This window comes from Pseudomonas sp. P110(2024), assembly GCF_057480795.1.
The window spans coordinates 82,296-95,619 of sequence record NZ_JBLIYT010000009.1 but is presented as its reverse complement, the minus strand read 5'-3'; the positions used below and the strand labels follow the sequence as shown (position 1 = coordinate 95,619).

Genomic DNA, 13,324 nt, shown 5'->3' with positions numbered 1-13,324 from the left:
GCGTTCCTCCCCGTATCTTCTATCGCTTCTCTAACCGGAGTTCGCCATCATGGCTGCTGCTTGGGTGCGCCTGTGCGCGTTGGTATTGATCGGGGTGTCCAGCGGTGCCGCGCTGGCCAAGGACAAGACGGCGATCGTCGTCGGTGGTGGCCTGGCAGGCCTGACCGCGGCCTATGAATTGCAGGCCAAGGGCTGGCAGGTCACCCTGCTGGAAGCCAAATCTGGCATGGGTGGGCGTTCGGGGCTGGCCACCAGCGAGTGGATTGGCAACAGCAAGACCCAGCCGGTGCTCAACCAGTATCTGGAGCGGTTCAAGGTCGGCACGTTGCCGGCGCCGGAATTCGTGCGAACCCCGGGCTACCTGATCGACGGCGAGTACTTCAGCGCAACCGATCTGGTGGCCAAGCAACCGGCCACTGCCGAGGCCCTCAAGCGCTACGAGAAGACCCTCGACGACCTGGCCCGCTCCATCGAGGACCCGCTGAATCCGGCGGCTAACAGCACCCTGTTCGCCCTCGACCAGATGAACGTTTCCACCTGGCTGGACAAGCTGCAGTTGCCGGCGACCGCACGTCAGCTGGTCAACCAGCAGATCCGTAGCCGTTATGACGAGCCGTCGCGCTTGTCGCTGCTGTACTTCGCCCAGCAGAGCCGCGTCTACCGCAACGTCAGCGACCGCGACCTGCGCGCCGCGCGCCTGCCGGGCGGCAGCCCGGTGCTGGCCCAGGCCTTCGTCAAGCAGCTCAAGACCATCAAGACCAGCTCGCCGGTCACCGCCATCGTCCAGGACAAGGACGGGGTGACGGTGAAGGTCGGCGCCGTGGGCTACCAGGCCGATTATCTGGTCATGGCCGTGCCGCTGCGGGCCCTGGCCAAGATCCAGATGACCCCGGGACTGGACAACCAGCACCTGGCCGCGCTGAAGGGCACCAACTACGGTTGGCGCGACCAGTTGATGCTCAAGTTCAAGAACCCGGTGTGGGAAAGCCGTGCGCGCATGTCCGGCGAGATCTTCTCCAACACCGGCCTGGGCATGTTGTGGATCGAACCTGCGCTCAAGGGCGGCGCCAACGTGGTGATCAACCTGTCCGGCGACAACGCTCGTCTGCTGCAGGCCTTCGGTGACAAGCAGATGGTCGACCAGGTGCTGATCCGTCTGCACGCCTTCTACCCGCAGGCCCGTGGCGCCTTCACCGGCTACGAAGTACGTCGTTACAGCACCGATGCCGGCATGGGAGGCGCTTACCTGGCCTACGGCCCAGGACAAATCAGCAAGTACTGGCGTCTGTGGGAGCGTCCGGTCCAGCGTATCGCCTTTGCCGGCGAGCATACCGACGCACTCTACCCTGGTACCCTCGAAGGTGCCCTGCGCAGCGGCCAGCGCGCTGCGAGCCAGGTCCAGGACCTGGCGGCAGGCAAGTCCTTCGACCCGGCCAAGGCCGCACCGGTTGCCGCCGCAGCCGCCGCTGGAGCAGCGGGTGCCGTGGCGGCAAAGGATAAGGGCGGGTTCTTCTCCAACCTGTTCGGTGGCGGCTCCGACAAGGCTCCGGCCAAGGCGGAGCCTGTGAAGGTCGAGGAGGCCAAGCAGGACAATCCAGGCTTCTTCTCGCGTCTGTTCGGCGGTGCTGACAAGCCAGAGGCGAAGGCCGCGCCGATCGCCAAGGCCGAGGAGATCGCCCCGGCGCCTGCACCGGCCCCGGTCGCCCCGGCACCTGTGGCCAAGGAGGAAGCGGTTAAACCTGCCGCCACCAAGCCTGCTCCAGCCAAGCCTGCGGCCAAGCAGGCACACAAGCCCGGTACCAAGCCGGCGCCGGTGAAGAAGGCTACCGCCAAGTCGGAACCGGCCAAGAAGCCGGTGGTCAACGGCCAGGCCAAGGCCGGCTGATCTCGCTATTGACGCCATCGCGGGCTCCCGTGATGGCGTCGGCACATCCAAACGACTATCGTTAATGTTTCCTTAATAGGAAGCTTGCAGACTAAATATCGGGTTTTTAGATAATCCGAAGCAATTTTTTACGCTTTTATTCGATGCGTTAAGCGCTAGTCTTGTGCGCAGCTTTCACGGGGAATACGCCAACATGCAACTGCGCAACTCATCTTCCCGCTATGGCCTGGTCAGCATCGTCCTGCACTGGGGCGTGGCGCTGGCGGTCTTGGGCCTGTTCGGCCTGGGCCTGTGGATGGTCGGCCTCGACTACTACAACCCATGGCGCAAGACCGGCCCCGACCTGCACAAGAGCATCGGCCTGGTACTGCTGGCTGCCATGCTGCTGCGTGTGCTCTGGCGTTTCATCAGCCCGCCACCGCCGGCGCCGGCCAACCATGGCAAGGTCACCCGCCTGGCCGCCAAGCTGGGTCACCTGGCGCTGTACCTGGGCCTGTTCGCGGTGATGGTCGCCGGCTACCTGATTTCCACTGCCGATGGTGTCGGCATTCCGGTGTTCGGCCTGTTCGAGGTGCCGGCGCTGATCAGCGACCTGCCTGACCAGGCCGACACCGCCGGGGTAATCCATCTCTGGCTGGCCTGGGGCCTGGTGATTTTCGCGGTGCTGCATGCCCTGGCGGCACTCAAGCACCATTTCATCGACCGTGACGCGACCCTGACTCGCATGCTGGGCCGCAAAGCTTGACTCTCAACCTCAATTGCAAAGGAAGGAAGTAAGGATGTTGAAAAAGACTTTTGCCGCTCTGGCGCTCGGTACCGCCCTGATCTCCGCCGGCCAGGCCATGGCCGCCGAATACAAGATCGACAAGGAAGGCCAGCACGCGTTCGTTGACTGGAAGATCAGCCACCTGGGCTACAGCTTCATCCACGGCACCTTCAAGGACTTCGACGGCAACTTCACCTGGGACAGCGCCAAGCCCGAGGCCAGCAAGATCAGCGTCGACCTGAAGACCGCCAGCCTGTGGTCGAACCACGCCGAGCGTGACAAGCACATTGCCAGCGCCGACTTTCTTGATGTGAAGAAGTACCCTCAGGCCAAATTCGTCTCCACCAGCGTCAAGTCGACCGGTGAGAAGACCGCTGACGTCACCGGCGACCTGACCTTGCACGGCGTGACCAAGCCGGTCACCTTCAAGGCTGTGTTCAACGGTGAAGGCAAGGACCCATGGGGTGGCGAGCGCGCTGGCTTCAACGCCACCACTACGCTGAACCTGAACGACTTCGGGATCAAAGGCCCAGGCCCGACCTCCCAGACCCTGGACCTGGATATCAGTGTCGAAGGTGTGAAGCAGAAGTAGTTCGCTACGCTGGAAACAAAAACGCCGCCCATTGGGCGGCGTTTTTGTTTGGGTTCCGCATGGGACAGGCCCGCGATTGCGCTCTTAACCCTTGCGAGTCAGCAGCGCCGGACGCTCACCCCGTGGGCGGCTCGGCAGGTCGTCCAGTTGCTCGGGCGTCGGGTAACGGTCGAGCTTGGATTCCTTGCGAATGATCACCGGCGCGCTCTGAGACTCGCGCGGATTGCGCACGGCGGGTTCCTGGCGAGCCGATTCGTCACGGCGGTTACGGCCTCCGTTGTTGTCACGACGAGCGCCGCCATTGCTGCCACCACCGTTGCGCGGGCGTTTTTCACCCGAGCCTTGGCCTTGGCGCTGTTGGCCATTACCACGGCCTTGACCTTGAGCCTGGCCACCACCACTGCGTTGGCCCTGGCCTTGTCCGCCATTGCCACCTGGGCGACGGTTGCGGCCTTGATTCTTGGCGTTCTGGTAAGGGCTGACGTAGTCGGCGCGGTTGCCGAAGTTATCCACATCGTCGTCCAGAAACTCTTCCGGGTCACGATCGGCGGGGACCGAGGGGATGGCCTTCTGGCCCTGTGCGACCTGCTGCTGGCGTGGCTTCTTGTCACGCGGCTTGCGCTGCTGCTGGCCTTGCTGCTGCTTGTCGCCAGTCTTTTCCTTGTCGGCCTGCTTCTCGCCCGCAGGTTTGTTGCGGCCTTTGTCCTTGCCCTTGTCCTTGCGTCCGCCACTGCCTTCCTTGCTGCCTTCGCCGCGAGGTTGCTGGTTGCGGCCACCGCGACCAGTGTTCTGCTGGCGCTCGCGGACTTCCGGCTTCTCGGCCTCGACCTGGGAGGCGTCGAAGCCCATCAGGTCGCCGTCCGGGATCTTCTGCTTGGTGACGCGCTCGATACTCTTGAGCAGCTTCTCTTCGTCTGGGGCGACCATCGAGATGGCCTCGCCCGAGCGACCGGCACGGCCGGTACGGCCGATGCGGTGAACGTAGTCTTCCTCGACGTTGGGCAGCTCGAAGTTGACCACGTGGGGCAACTGGTCGATGTCCAGGCCGCGGGCGGCGATGTCGGTGGCGACCAGCACGCGCACGGTGTTGGCCTTGAAGTCGGCCAGGGCCTTGGTGCGGGCGTTCTGGCTCTTGTTGCCGTGGATCGCCGCGGCAGTCAGGCCGTGCTTCTCGAGGTACTCGGCCAGGCGGTTGGCGCCGTGCTTGGTACGGGTGAACACCAGTACCTGCTCCCAGGCACCCAGGGTGATCAGGTGCGCCAGCAGGGCGCGCTTGTGGCTGGCCGGCAGGCGGTAGACACGCTGCTCGATACGCTCGACGGTGGTGTTTGGCGGCGTGACCTCGATGCGCTCGGGGTTGTGCAGCAGCTTGTCGGCGAGGTCGGTGATGTCCTTGGAGAAGGTCGCCGAGAACAGCAGGTTCTGGCGCTTGGCCGGCAGGCGCGCCAGCACTTTCTTGACGTCGTGGATGAAGCCCATGTCGAGCATGCGGTCGGCTTCGTCCAGCACCAGGATCTCGACCCGCGAGAGGTCGACGCTGCCCTGGCCGGCCAGGTCGAGCAGGCGGCCCGGGCAGGCGACCAGGACGTCGACGCCCTTGGCCATGGCCTGGACCTGCGGGTTCATGCCGACGCCGCCGAAGATGCAGGCGCTGATGAAGTTCAGGTCGCGGGCATAGACCTTGAAGCTGTCATGCACCTGGGCGGCCAGCTCGCGGGTCGGGGTCAGCACCAGCACGCGCGGTTGGCGCGGGCCGTGGCGTTGCGATTTGTCGGGGTGGCCACCCGGGAACAGGCGCTCGAGGATGGGGAGCGCGAAGCCGCCGGTTTTACCAGTACCTGTCTGGGCGGCGACCATCAGGTCGCGACCTTGCAACACGGCGGGAATGGCCCGCTGTTGCACCGGAGTGGGCTGGGTGTAGCCCGCTGCCTCGATAGCGCGGACAAGAGCCTCGGAGAGACCGAGGGAAGCAAAGGACATGGGCAATCCTGTTCTCGTGGGGGCTGGGCCCGATGGGGTGTACTGCCTGGCGCGACGGGCATCGGAAGGATGCGATCGCGTCCGGTCCAGCTGGGCGTTCACGGCGCATCCTGGATGCCAGCAGGCGGCGCGCAAGGTGCGCTGCTGCGGGTCGAGATGCCTGTTGCGAGGCCGAGCGTCCGGGCGTGAGCCTGGCGGGAAGGCTCGAGTATAACAGAGCAATCAGGGTGTGCTGCGTTCCTGCTGCTCAACGGCGAAAGGAAAGTCCTGATTGCCCAGGTAGCGGGCGTTGATCGCCGCATAGACCGGCTCCTGCTTGAAGCGTCGCAGTTCTTCGCTGAACGCCTGTGCCAGATGCTCGCGCCCTGGCTTGCGGGCCAGCCCCAGGTACTGCTGGCGGCGGCTGATCACCAGGGGCAGCGCCTCGACGGTCTGCTCCAGGCCAAGCTGGCGGCTGACATAGCGACCCACCTTGCGGTCGGTCACCAGCAGGTCTATGCGCCCGAGCGCCAGCTTGCCAAAGTTGGCTTGGTGGCTCGGCGCCGGTTCCCGGCGGAACAGCGGCGATTCAGCGAAGTCGCCGTCGTAGACGTAGCCCGGCGAGGTGCCCACGGTCAGCCCGGCCAGGTCTTCTAGGCGTTTGACCGGATGGGGGCGCGAGCGGGCCTGGTAAAGGACGAACTCGACCTCTGACATGGGTTCGTCCGGGTAGACCAGGTAACCCTGGCGCGAGTCGACGCGGAAAATGTCCATTACCGCGTCCGCCTGGCCTTGCTCGACCATGGCCAGGCAGCGCCGCCAGGGCAGGAACTGCCATTGCACCTCGACGCCCAGGCGCTTGAATACCTCTTCGGTAACCTCGTAGTCGATGCCTTTGGGCTGACCGTTTTCCTGGTAGAGGTAGGGCGCCCAGTCGTCGCTGACGATGCGCAGGCGTTCGGCGTGGGCCAGGGAAGTCAGGCAGGCAAGCCATAACAGGCAGAGAGCATGGATGACCTTGTACCTGGCGCGTGGCGGGGTCAACGTGGGGAGCCCCCGCAGTAGCACGCCCGGCATGCGGGTCAGGCCTGCCGCTGTTTCAGCAGGTGCGTCTCGATCTCTTGCCTGCGCTGGCCCAGCGCTAGGCGCAGTCCGGGGTGGCGCAGGCACTTACGCAATTGCTCAGGGGCCGGTTGCCCCTCGCGTTGGGTAAGGTTTTCCAGGGCCTTGTCCCACCATGCGCAGGCGCACGCCCGATCGAATTCGTTTTCGTAGGGGTAGCAGCCATACAACAGTTCGCGAGCGAATTGCCGCTCCTTGCTGGGAAGTGTAAGGCTCAAGGCCTTGTATGCAAGGCGTTGCAGAGCCGGTGGGCGGGGGAGCTGGTCGTTGACCAGCGCAACGTCCGCCAGTGCCGCCTCGCTCAACGGCGCGTCGCCGTGCTTGTGCAGCCAGGCCTGGATCTTTGCGCGGAACTGGGCTTTGCGGCTCCAGTAATGGTGGATGACGTCGGTACACTCGTTGAGCTTGAGCGTACGGTAAGCCACCACCGCAAGGCAGAACTCCTCGAGCGTATAGGCTTCCCTGGCCAATGGGTGCAGTTCGTCCATCAGGGCGATGGACTGGTCCAGGATCGGGGCATCCTGTGCGGTGAGCCCGATCACGCCGGAGTTGACCAGCGGCATCTGGCGGTCGGCCAGACCGCGCTCTTCGAGAATGCCGACCAGGTTCTTGTACAGCGGGCATTTCTGGTTCTCGCCGTATCGTCCGCCAATAGCGTTGCACAGCAGGCTGCCGGTTGTGACACGGTCGAACAGGTACTTGGGGGAGGTACGGAAGAAGGTATCGGTGTCGATGAGCACGGCCAGCGGGTGGTGCCCAAGGACTTGGCGCAGCAGCACGTGCTTGCTGCGGAAATGGTAGCCGTGTGGCTGGTTCCAGGTTCTGCGGGTGGCCTCGTCGAGCAGGTGAACGGTGACCGGCAGGTTGTAATAGGGCTCGGCGTTGTCGGTGTAGACCTGGATGTCCATGGACACGCCGGGGGTGGATCGCAGGTGTGCCAAGGCACTGACGATGCTGAAGCAGGCCTCCTGATGGTAAGTGGCCGGACCGAATGCCAGGTAGACGAGCTGAGGGTGAGCGGAATGAGGGTGCTGCATGCTGGCCGGTAACCTATTGCGAGGCGGAAGTGAAGAAGGCTTTAGCCTAAGGCAAAGCCTTCTTCATGGCTCTAATTAATTGTTACCGGCAACATCTTTCAGCGTGGCAGCTTCAGGTTGTTCCAGATCGCCAGGCTCGGCTCGGCCTGGTTGAGGGTGTAGAAGTGCAAGCCCGGTGCGCCGCCTTGCAGCAGTTGTTCGCACATGCGGGTGATCACTTCCTCGCCGAAGGCCTGGATGCTGGCGGTGTCGTCGGCATAGGCTTCCAGCTGCTTGCGGATCCAGCGCGGGATCTCGGCGCCGCAAGCGTCGGAGAAGCGTGCCAGCTTGCTGTAGTTGGTGATTGGCATGATGCCGGGCACCACCGGGATGTCCACGCCCAGCTTCTGTGCGCGCTCGACGAAGTAGAAGTAGCTGTCGGCGTTGAAGAAGTACTGGGTGATGGCGCTGTCGGCGCCGGCCTTGACCTTGTGCACGAAGTTGGCAAGGTCTGCCTCGAAGTTACGCGCCTGTGGGTGCATCTCCGGATACGCGGCCACTTCCAGGTGGAAGTGGTCGCCGCTTTCCTGGCGAATGAACTCGACCAGGTCGCTGGCGTAGCGCAGCTCGCCACTGGCCATGCCCATGCCAGATGGCAGGTCGCCGCGCAGGGCGACAATGCGCCTGATGCCGGCGGTCTGGTACTCGGCGAGCAGGGCGCGCAGGTCGTCCTTGCTGTCACCTACGCAGGACAGGTGCGGGGCGGCGGGGACCTTCACTTCGCTTTCCAGCTGCAGCACGGTGTTCAGCGTGCGGTCGCGGGTCGAGCCACCGGCACCGTAGGTGCAGGAGAAGAAGTCCGGGTTGTAGCTGGCCAACTGGCGGGCGACGCCCATCAGCTTCTCGTGGCCGGCGTCGGTCTTGGTTGGGAAGAACTCGAAACTGTAGCGGCGTTCTTGAGACATCTCTCGTTCCTTCGGTGGCGCGCCCGGGGCGGCTACCTGCAAATAAAAGCCAGGACGGTTGGGGCCGGCCTGGCTCGGACATCGGTACGACGCGTTGCCAGCCAGCGCCAGGGCGATAGCCCGGCGCTGGCGCCGCTGCTTAGTAGCGGTAGGCGTCCGGCTTGAACGGACCTTCGACGGTCACACCGATGTACTCGGCCTGCTGTGGGGTCAGCTGGGTGACCACGCCGCCGAAGCCGCGGACCATTTCCAGGGCCACTTCTTCGTCCAGCTTCTTCGGCAGCACTTCCACGGTCAGGCGCTCGGCCTTCTTGGCGGCTGGCAGTTCGGCGAACTTCTGCTCGAACAGGAAGATCTGCGCCAGCACCTGGTTGGCGAACGAGCCATCCATGATGCGGCTTGGGTGGCCGGTGGCGTTGCCCAGGTTCACCAGGCGTCCTTCGGCCAGCAGGATCAGGTAGTCGTCGTTCTGCGGGTCGAATACGCCAGCGCCGGTGCGGTGGATCTTGTGCACCTGCGGCTTGACCTCTTCCCACGCCCAGTTCTTGCGCATGAAGGCGGTGTCGATCTCGTTGTCGAAGTGGCCGATGTTGCAGACCACGGCACGCTTCTTCAGGGCCTTGAGCATGTTGGCGTCGCAGACGTTGACGTTACCGGTGGTGGTGACGATCAGGTCGATGCGGCCCAGCAGGTCTTTGTTGATGCCGGCTTCGGTACCGGTGTTGATACCGTCCTTGAACGGCGAGACCACTTCGAAGCCGTCCATGCAGGCCTGCATGGCGCAGATCGGGTCGACTTCGGTGACCTTGACGATCATGCCTTCCTGGCGCAGGGACTGGGCCGAACCCTTGCCCACGTCGCCGTAGCCGATCACCAGGGCCTGCTTGCCCGACAGCAGGTGGTCGGTACCGCGTTTGATGGCGTCGTTGAGGCTGTGACGGCAGCCGTACTTGTTGTCGTTCTTGCTCTTGGTGACCGAGTCGTTGACGTTGATCGCCGGGACTTTCAGCTCGCCCTTGGCCAGCATGTCGAGCAGGCGGTGCACGCCGGTGGTGGTCTCTTCCGTCACGCCGTGGATCTTGTCCAGCATGGCCGGGTATTTCTTGTGCAGGATTTCAGTCAGGTCACCGCCGTCGTCCAGGACCATGTTGGCGTCCCATGGCTGGCCGTCTTTCAGGATGGTCTGCTCGATGCACCACTCGTACTCTTGCTCGGTTTCACCTTTCCAGGCGAACACCGGGATGCCGGCGGCGGCGATGGCGGCGGCGGCCTGGTCCTGGGTGGAGAAGATGTTGCACGACGACCAGCGTACTTCAGCGCCCAGGGCGACCAGGGTCTCGATCAGCACGGCGGTCTGGATGGTCATGTGGATGCAGCCGATGATCTTCGCGCCCTTGAGCGGTTGCTCGGCTTGGTACTTGCGGCGCAGGCCCATCAGTGCCGGCATTTCCGATTCGGCGATGATGACTTCCTTGCGGCCCCAGTCGGCCAGGGAGATGTCGGCGACCTTGAAGTCGGAAAAACCAGCAGGCGTGTTTACAGCGCTCATTGAGAGCCTCCATTCGTAGTGTGCGAATGGGCGCCGTTGTGCGTTAAGCGTCCGCTTGCGCGGACAACGCCCCAACCGAGCCTGACAGGCCGAGCCTGCTGCAGCGCCCCTCGGTCGGGTGGCGGGATGGCCACCACTGCGGGAGACCATGTGAAACGGCAGGGATTATAGCCGCGGGCGTGTGACACACCCAAGACTTTCTGTCGATTAATCGAGACGATAGTCGATGTTCAATGGAGGGTGGCCGAGCGGTCTGCCATCATTAGCCCATGTGAGCCAGGCAGGTCAGGAGTACAGATGAACTTTCACACCCGCAAATGGGTAAAACCCGAAGACCTCAACCCCAACGGCACCCTGTTCGGCGGCAGCCTGCTGCGCTGGATCGACGAGGAGGCGGCGATCTACGCCATTGTCCAGTTGGGCAACCAGCGCGTGGTGACCAAGTACATTTCCGAGATCAACTTCGTCAGCGCCTCGCGCCAGGGCGACATCATCGAGCTGGGCATTACCGCCACCGAGTTCGGCCGCACTTCGATCACCCTCAAGTGCGAAGTGCGCAACAAGATCACTCGCAGGGCCATCCTCACAGTCGACAAGATGGTCTTCGTCAACCTCGGCGAGGACGGGCTGCCGGCGCCGCACGGGCGTACCGAGATCAAGTACATCCAGGATCAGTTCCCGGACAGCGCGGTCGAATAAGCGCTGGAGCGTTCGTGGGAGCGGCGCACCGCCGCTCCCTCGCTATTACTCGGTTTGTGTGCTGACCTTGCGCACCACCTTGCCGACCGTCAGCCCCTGCACCAGGATCGACGACAGCACCACGATGTAGGTGATCGACAGCAGCAGGTCACGTTCATCGCCCTGTGGCAGGGACAGCGCCAGGGCCACCGACACGCCACCACGCAGGCCGCCCCAGGTCAGCACGCGGATGGTGCCCTGCGGCACGGTCCGCCAGCGGCGCAGCAACACGATGGCTGGCGCCACGGTCAGCAGGCGCGAGGCCAGCACCGCCAGCGCCAGCACGCCACCGGCCGCCAGGTGCAGCCAGTTGAAGGGCAGCAGCAACAGCTCCAGGCCGATCAGGGCGAACAGCAGGGCGTTGAGCATGTCGTCGATCAGTTCCCAGAATCCGTCCATGTAGCGACGTGTCATGTCGTTCATCGCCAGGTTGCGCCCCAGGTTGCCGATAATCAGGCCGGCCACCACCATGGCGATCGGCGCCGACACATGCAGCTCGTAGCACATGGCCGAGCCACCGATCACCAGCGCCAGGGTCAGCATGACCTCGACCTGGTATTGCTCGACGCTCTTGATCATGCGGTAGGTGGCGTAGCCGATCAGCCCGCCGAACACCACTCCACCGATGGCTTCGCGGGCGAACAGCAGGGCCGTGTCAGACACGCTCGGGGTCTCGCCCAGCTGGATGATGCCCAGCAGCACGGTGAACACCACCACCGCGGTGCCGTCGTTGAACAGCGACTCACCTACGATGGTGGTCTTCAGCGGTTTCGAGGCGTTGGCGGTGCGCAGCGCGCCGAGCACGGCGATCGGGTCGGTTGGCGAGATCAGCGCGCCGAACAGCAGGCAGTAGATCAGCGGCACGTTCCAGCCGAACAGGGCGAACACCCAGTGCGCCAGGTAGCCGATCACCACGGTGGCGATCAGCACCCCGATAGTGGCCAACAGGCCGATCGGCCAGCGGTAGCTGCGCAAGTCAGCGAGGTTGACGTGCAGGGCGCCGGCGAACAGCAGGAACGACAGCATCCAGTGCATCAACAGGTCATTGAAGTCGATCTGGTTCATCAGGCCTTCGACGCGCTCTTCCAGGCCGGGGAAGCCGATCAGGCTCAGGCCCTGCAGTATCAGGGAGAACAGCAATGCGGTGACCATCACGCCGATGGCCGGCGGTAGGCCGATGAAGCGGTAGTTCACATAGGTGAGGAGGGTGGTGAGGCAGATAAACGCGGCAACTAATTCAAGCATCCCGAATCCTGTAACAGTGGCTTCCAAGTCGTTTCCCGAGTAACTCGGGCAGTTCTTGGATGATCTGGCGCGGGGCTCGGGACACACCTTATGACCGGAAATACCAAATTCGTTCCTCAGAACGGATTGCAGATTCTTTATGGGAGCAAGCGTTATAGTGCGTGCAGCCGCCTGGTCATTGCGCAAGGAGCCCCGCGTGCTGGCAACCTCCCTGGTACTGGTCGCAGCCCTGCTCCACGCGACCTGGAACACCCTCATCAAATTCAGCGGCGAACGCCTTCTGGTGATCGCCAGCATGGACCTGGTCGCACTGGTCTTCGCCATTCTGGCGGTGGCGTTCGTCGATTTTCCCCCGGCGGGCATCTGGCCCTGGCTGCTGGCATCGGCGCTGGCCGAGCAGCTCTACCGCTACCTGCTGATCAAAGCCTATCGCGTCGGTGACCTGGGGCTGGTCTATCCGTTGATGCGTGGTTTGTCGCCGTTGGTCGTGCTCGGACTGACCCTGGCTTTTGCCGGCGAGTCGCTCAGCCAGCAGCAGATCATCGGCATCCTGCTGATCCCCTGCGGCATGGCCTGCCTGTTGTGGCAGGGTGGTGGCGGTGATCGCCTGCCCTGGTCGATGCTGCCGGTGGTGGCCCTGATCGGCCTGTGCATCGGCTGCTACACCTGGTTCGACGGCCAGGCCGTGCGCCTGTGGGGCAAGCCCTGGGATTACCTGGTGTGGCTGACCCTGCTCAGCGCCTGGCCGTTCCCGTTGCTGGCCGGGGTGGCGCGGCGGGCACCGTTCGCCATGTTTTGGCGCACTCAGTGGCGTCTCGGGCTGACGGTGGGGGTGTGCGTGCTGCTGAGCTACGCCCTGGTGCTGTGGGCCATGCACCTGGGATCGGTGGCGGAGGCGGCGGCGCTGCGCGAGCTGAGCGTGATCCTCGTGGTGTTGCTGGGCATGCGTTACCTCAAAGAACCTTTTGGCGGGCCGAGACTCCTAGCTTGCGGGCTGGTCCTGGCCGGCATGCTGGTGATGAAGCTGTGAACCGATCCTCTGTGAACAAGGAGTCCTGTAGATGACCGTTGCCCTGTGGTGCATTCTCGTCGCGCTGTTCCTGCCGCCGCTGTGCGCATTGATCGCCAAGCTCAGCAGCGGGTATTTTGGCCTGCGCGCCAATCACGACCCGCGTGCGTTCCTGGACAAGCTGGAAGGGTTGCCTCGACGCGCCCATGCTGCCCAGCTGAACGGCTATGAGGCGTTTCCCGCGTTTGCCGCGGCGGTTCTTGTGGCCGATATCGTCGGCAATGCCGAGCAGGTGACCCAGGATGTGCTGGGGGTGGTGTACATCACCAGCCGGCTGCTCTACATCATCTGCTACCTGGCGGACTGGGCGGTGCTGCGTTCGCTGGTGTGGTTCGTTGGGATGGCGCTGATTGTGTCGTTCTTCGTCGTATCGATCTGAATGGATCGCGGGGCAAGCCCGCTCCCACGCAATCATCGT

Annotated in this window: 12 protein-coding genes and 1 riboswitch; of the genes, 6 read left to right on the top strand and 6 right to left on the bottom strand. The window is 63.8% G+C overall.

Annotated elements, in window-relative coordinates; translation table 11 throughout:
- The first annotated feature begins 49 nt into the window (after window positions 1-49).
- The 3 genes from AC25ND_RS15765 to AC25ND_RS15755 all read left to right on the top strand — a co-directional run bounded on the left by AC25ND_RS15765 (window position 50) and on the right by AC25ND_RS15755 (window position 3,243).
- Window positions 50-1,885 carry a flavin monoamine oxidase family protein gene (locus AC25ND_RS15765; protein ID WP_088851759.1) on the top strand — a complete coding sequence of 612 codons (1,836 nt, stop codon included), beginning with the start codon at window positions 50-52 and terminating at the stop codon, window positions 1,883-1,885.
- A gap of 193 nt (window positions 1,886-2,078) precedes the next feature.
- A complete protein-coding gene (locus AC25ND_RS15760; protein ID WP_486976427.1) occupies window positions 2,079-2,630 on the top strand; it encodes a cytochrome b in 552 nt (183 codons plus the stop codon).
- Window positions 2,631-2,664: 34 nt separating this feature from the next.
- Window positions 2,665-3,243: a YceI family protein gene (locus AC25ND_RS15755; protein WP_028688341.1), complete on the top strand. Its 579-nt coding sequence runs from the start codon at window positions 2,665-2,667 to the stop codon at window positions 3,241-3,243.
- A gap of 84 nt (window positions 3,244-3,327) precedes the next feature.
- Here the strand turns inward: AC25ND_RS15755 and rhlE2 are convergent, their stop codons facing one another.
- The 5 genes from rhlE2 to ahcY form a co-directional block, all read right to left on the bottom strand.
- Entirely contained in the window at window positions 3,328-5,223 is a 1,896-nt protein-coding gene (gene rhlE2, locus AC25ND_RS15750; protein ID WP_486976426.1) for an RNA helicase RhlE2, read from the bottom strand.
- Window positions 5,224-5,445: 222 nt separating this feature from the next.
- Window positions 5,446-6,279, bottom strand: coding sequence for a substrate-binding periplasmic protein (locus AC25ND_RS15745; RefSeq protein ID WP_486976425.1), 834 nt, complete (start codon window positions 6,277-6,279; stop codon window positions 5,446-5,448).
- A gap of 5 nt (window positions 6,280-6,284) precedes the next feature.
- Complete coding sequence (locus tag AC25ND_RS15740) at window positions 6,285-7,361, bottom strand: hypothetical protein (protein ID WP_186596506.1); 1,077 nt, start codon at window positions 7,359-7,361, stop codon at window positions 6,285-6,287.
- A gap of 98 nt (window positions 7,362-7,459) precedes the next feature.
- Complete coding sequence (gene metF, locus AC25ND_RS15735; RefSeq protein WP_028688337.1) at window positions 7,460-8,305, bottom strand: methylenetetrahydrofolate reductase [NAD(P)H]; 846 nt, start codon at window positions 8,303-8,305, stop codon at window positions 7,460-7,462.
- 139 nt (window positions 8,306-8,444) lie between these two features.
- Window positions 8,445-9,854 carry an adenosylhomocysteinase gene (gene ahcY / locus AC25ND_RS15730; protein ID WP_028688336.1) on the bottom strand — a complete coding sequence of 470 codons (1,410 nt, stop codon included), beginning with the start codon at window positions 9,852-9,854 and terminating at the stop codon, window positions 8,445-8,447.
- 21 nt (window positions 9,855-9,875) lie between these two features.
- Window positions 9,876-9,972: riboswitch (S-adenosyl-L-homocysteine riboswitch) on the bottom strand.
- A gap of 179 nt (window positions 9,973-10,151) precedes the next feature.
- Here ahcY and AC25ND_RS15725 point away from each other — a divergent pair.
- Window positions 10,152-10,553, top strand: coding sequence for an acyl-CoA thioesterase (locus tag AC25ND_RS15725; protein ID WP_028688335.1), 402 nt, complete (start codon window positions 10,152-10,154; stop codon window positions 10,551-10,553).
- Between the two features lie 45 nt (window positions 10,554-10,598).
- On the opposite strand, the gene AC25ND_RS15720 is transcribed toward AC25ND_RS15725, so the two are convergent.
- On the bottom strand, window positions 10,599-11,837 hold the full coding sequence (locus tag AC25ND_RS15720; RefSeq protein ID WP_028688334.1) for a cation:proton antiporter: 1,239 nt from the start codon (window positions 11,835-11,837) through the stop codon (window positions 10,599-10,601).
- Window positions 11,838-12,033: 196 nt separating this feature from the next.
- Here AC25ND_RS15720 and AC25ND_RS15715 point away from each other — a divergent pair, with 196 nt between their 5' ends.
- On the top strand, window positions 12,034-12,867 hold the full coding sequence (locus tag AC25ND_RS15715; RefSeq protein ID WP_182321842.1) for a DMT family transporter: 834 nt from the start codon (window positions 12,034-12,036) through the stop codon (window positions 12,865-12,867).
- Window positions 12,868-12,898: 31 nt separating this feature from the next.
- Complete coding sequence (locus AC25ND_RS15710) at window positions 12,899-13,285, top strand: MAPEG family protein (protein ID WP_028688332.1); 387 nt, start codon at window positions 12,899-12,901, stop codon at window positions 13,283-13,285.
- The last annotated feature ends 39 nt before the right edge of the window (window positions 13,286-13,324 follow it).

Excerpts from the sequence above, each read along its gene's own strand:
- AC25ND_RS15765 (WP_088851759.1), top strand. The coding sequence starts at position 50 with ATGGCTGCTGCTTGGGTGCGCCTGTGCGCGTTGGTATTGATCGGGGTG.
- AC25ND_RS15760 (WP_486976427.1), top strand. The coding sequence starts at position 2,079 with ATGCAACTGCGCAACTCATCTTCCCGCTATGGCCTGGTCAGCATCGTC.
- AC25ND_RS15755 (WP_028688341.1), top strand. The coding sequence starts at position 2,665 with ATGTTGAAAAAGACTTTTGCCGCTCTGGCGCTCGGTACCGCCCTGATC.
- rhlE2 (WP_486976426.1), bottom strand. The coding sequence starts at position 5,223 with ATGTCCTTTGCTTCCCTCGGTCTCTCCGAGGCTCTTGTCCGCGCTATC.
- AC25ND_RS15745 (WP_486976425.1), bottom strand. The coding sequence starts at position 6,279 with ATGCCGGGCGTGCTACTGCGGGGGCTCCCCACGTTGACCCCGCCACGC.
- AC25ND_RS15740 (WP_186596506.1), bottom strand. The coding sequence starts at position 7,361 with ATGCAGCACCCTCATTCCGCTCACCCTCAGCTCGTCTACCTGGCATTC.
- metF (WP_028688337.1), bottom strand. The coding sequence starts at position 8,305 with ATGTCTCAAGAACGCCGCTACAGTTTCGAGTTCTTCCCAACCAAGACC.
- ahcY (WP_028688336.1), bottom strand. The coding sequence starts at position 9,854 with ATGAGCGCTGTAAACACGCCTGCTGGTTTTTCCGACTTCAAGGTCGCC.
- AC25ND_RS15725 (WP_028688335.1), top strand. The coding sequence starts at position 10,152 with ATGAACTTTCACACCCGCAAATGGGTAAAACCCGAAGACCTCAACCCC.
- AC25ND_RS15720 (WP_028688334.1), bottom strand. The coding sequence starts at position 11,837 with ATGCTTGAATTAGTTGCCGCGTTTATCTGCCTCACCACCCTCCTCACC.
- AC25ND_RS15710 (WP_028688332.1), top strand. The coding sequence starts at position 12,899 with ATGACCGTTGCCCTGTGGTGCATTCTCGTCGCGCTGTTCCTGCCGCCG.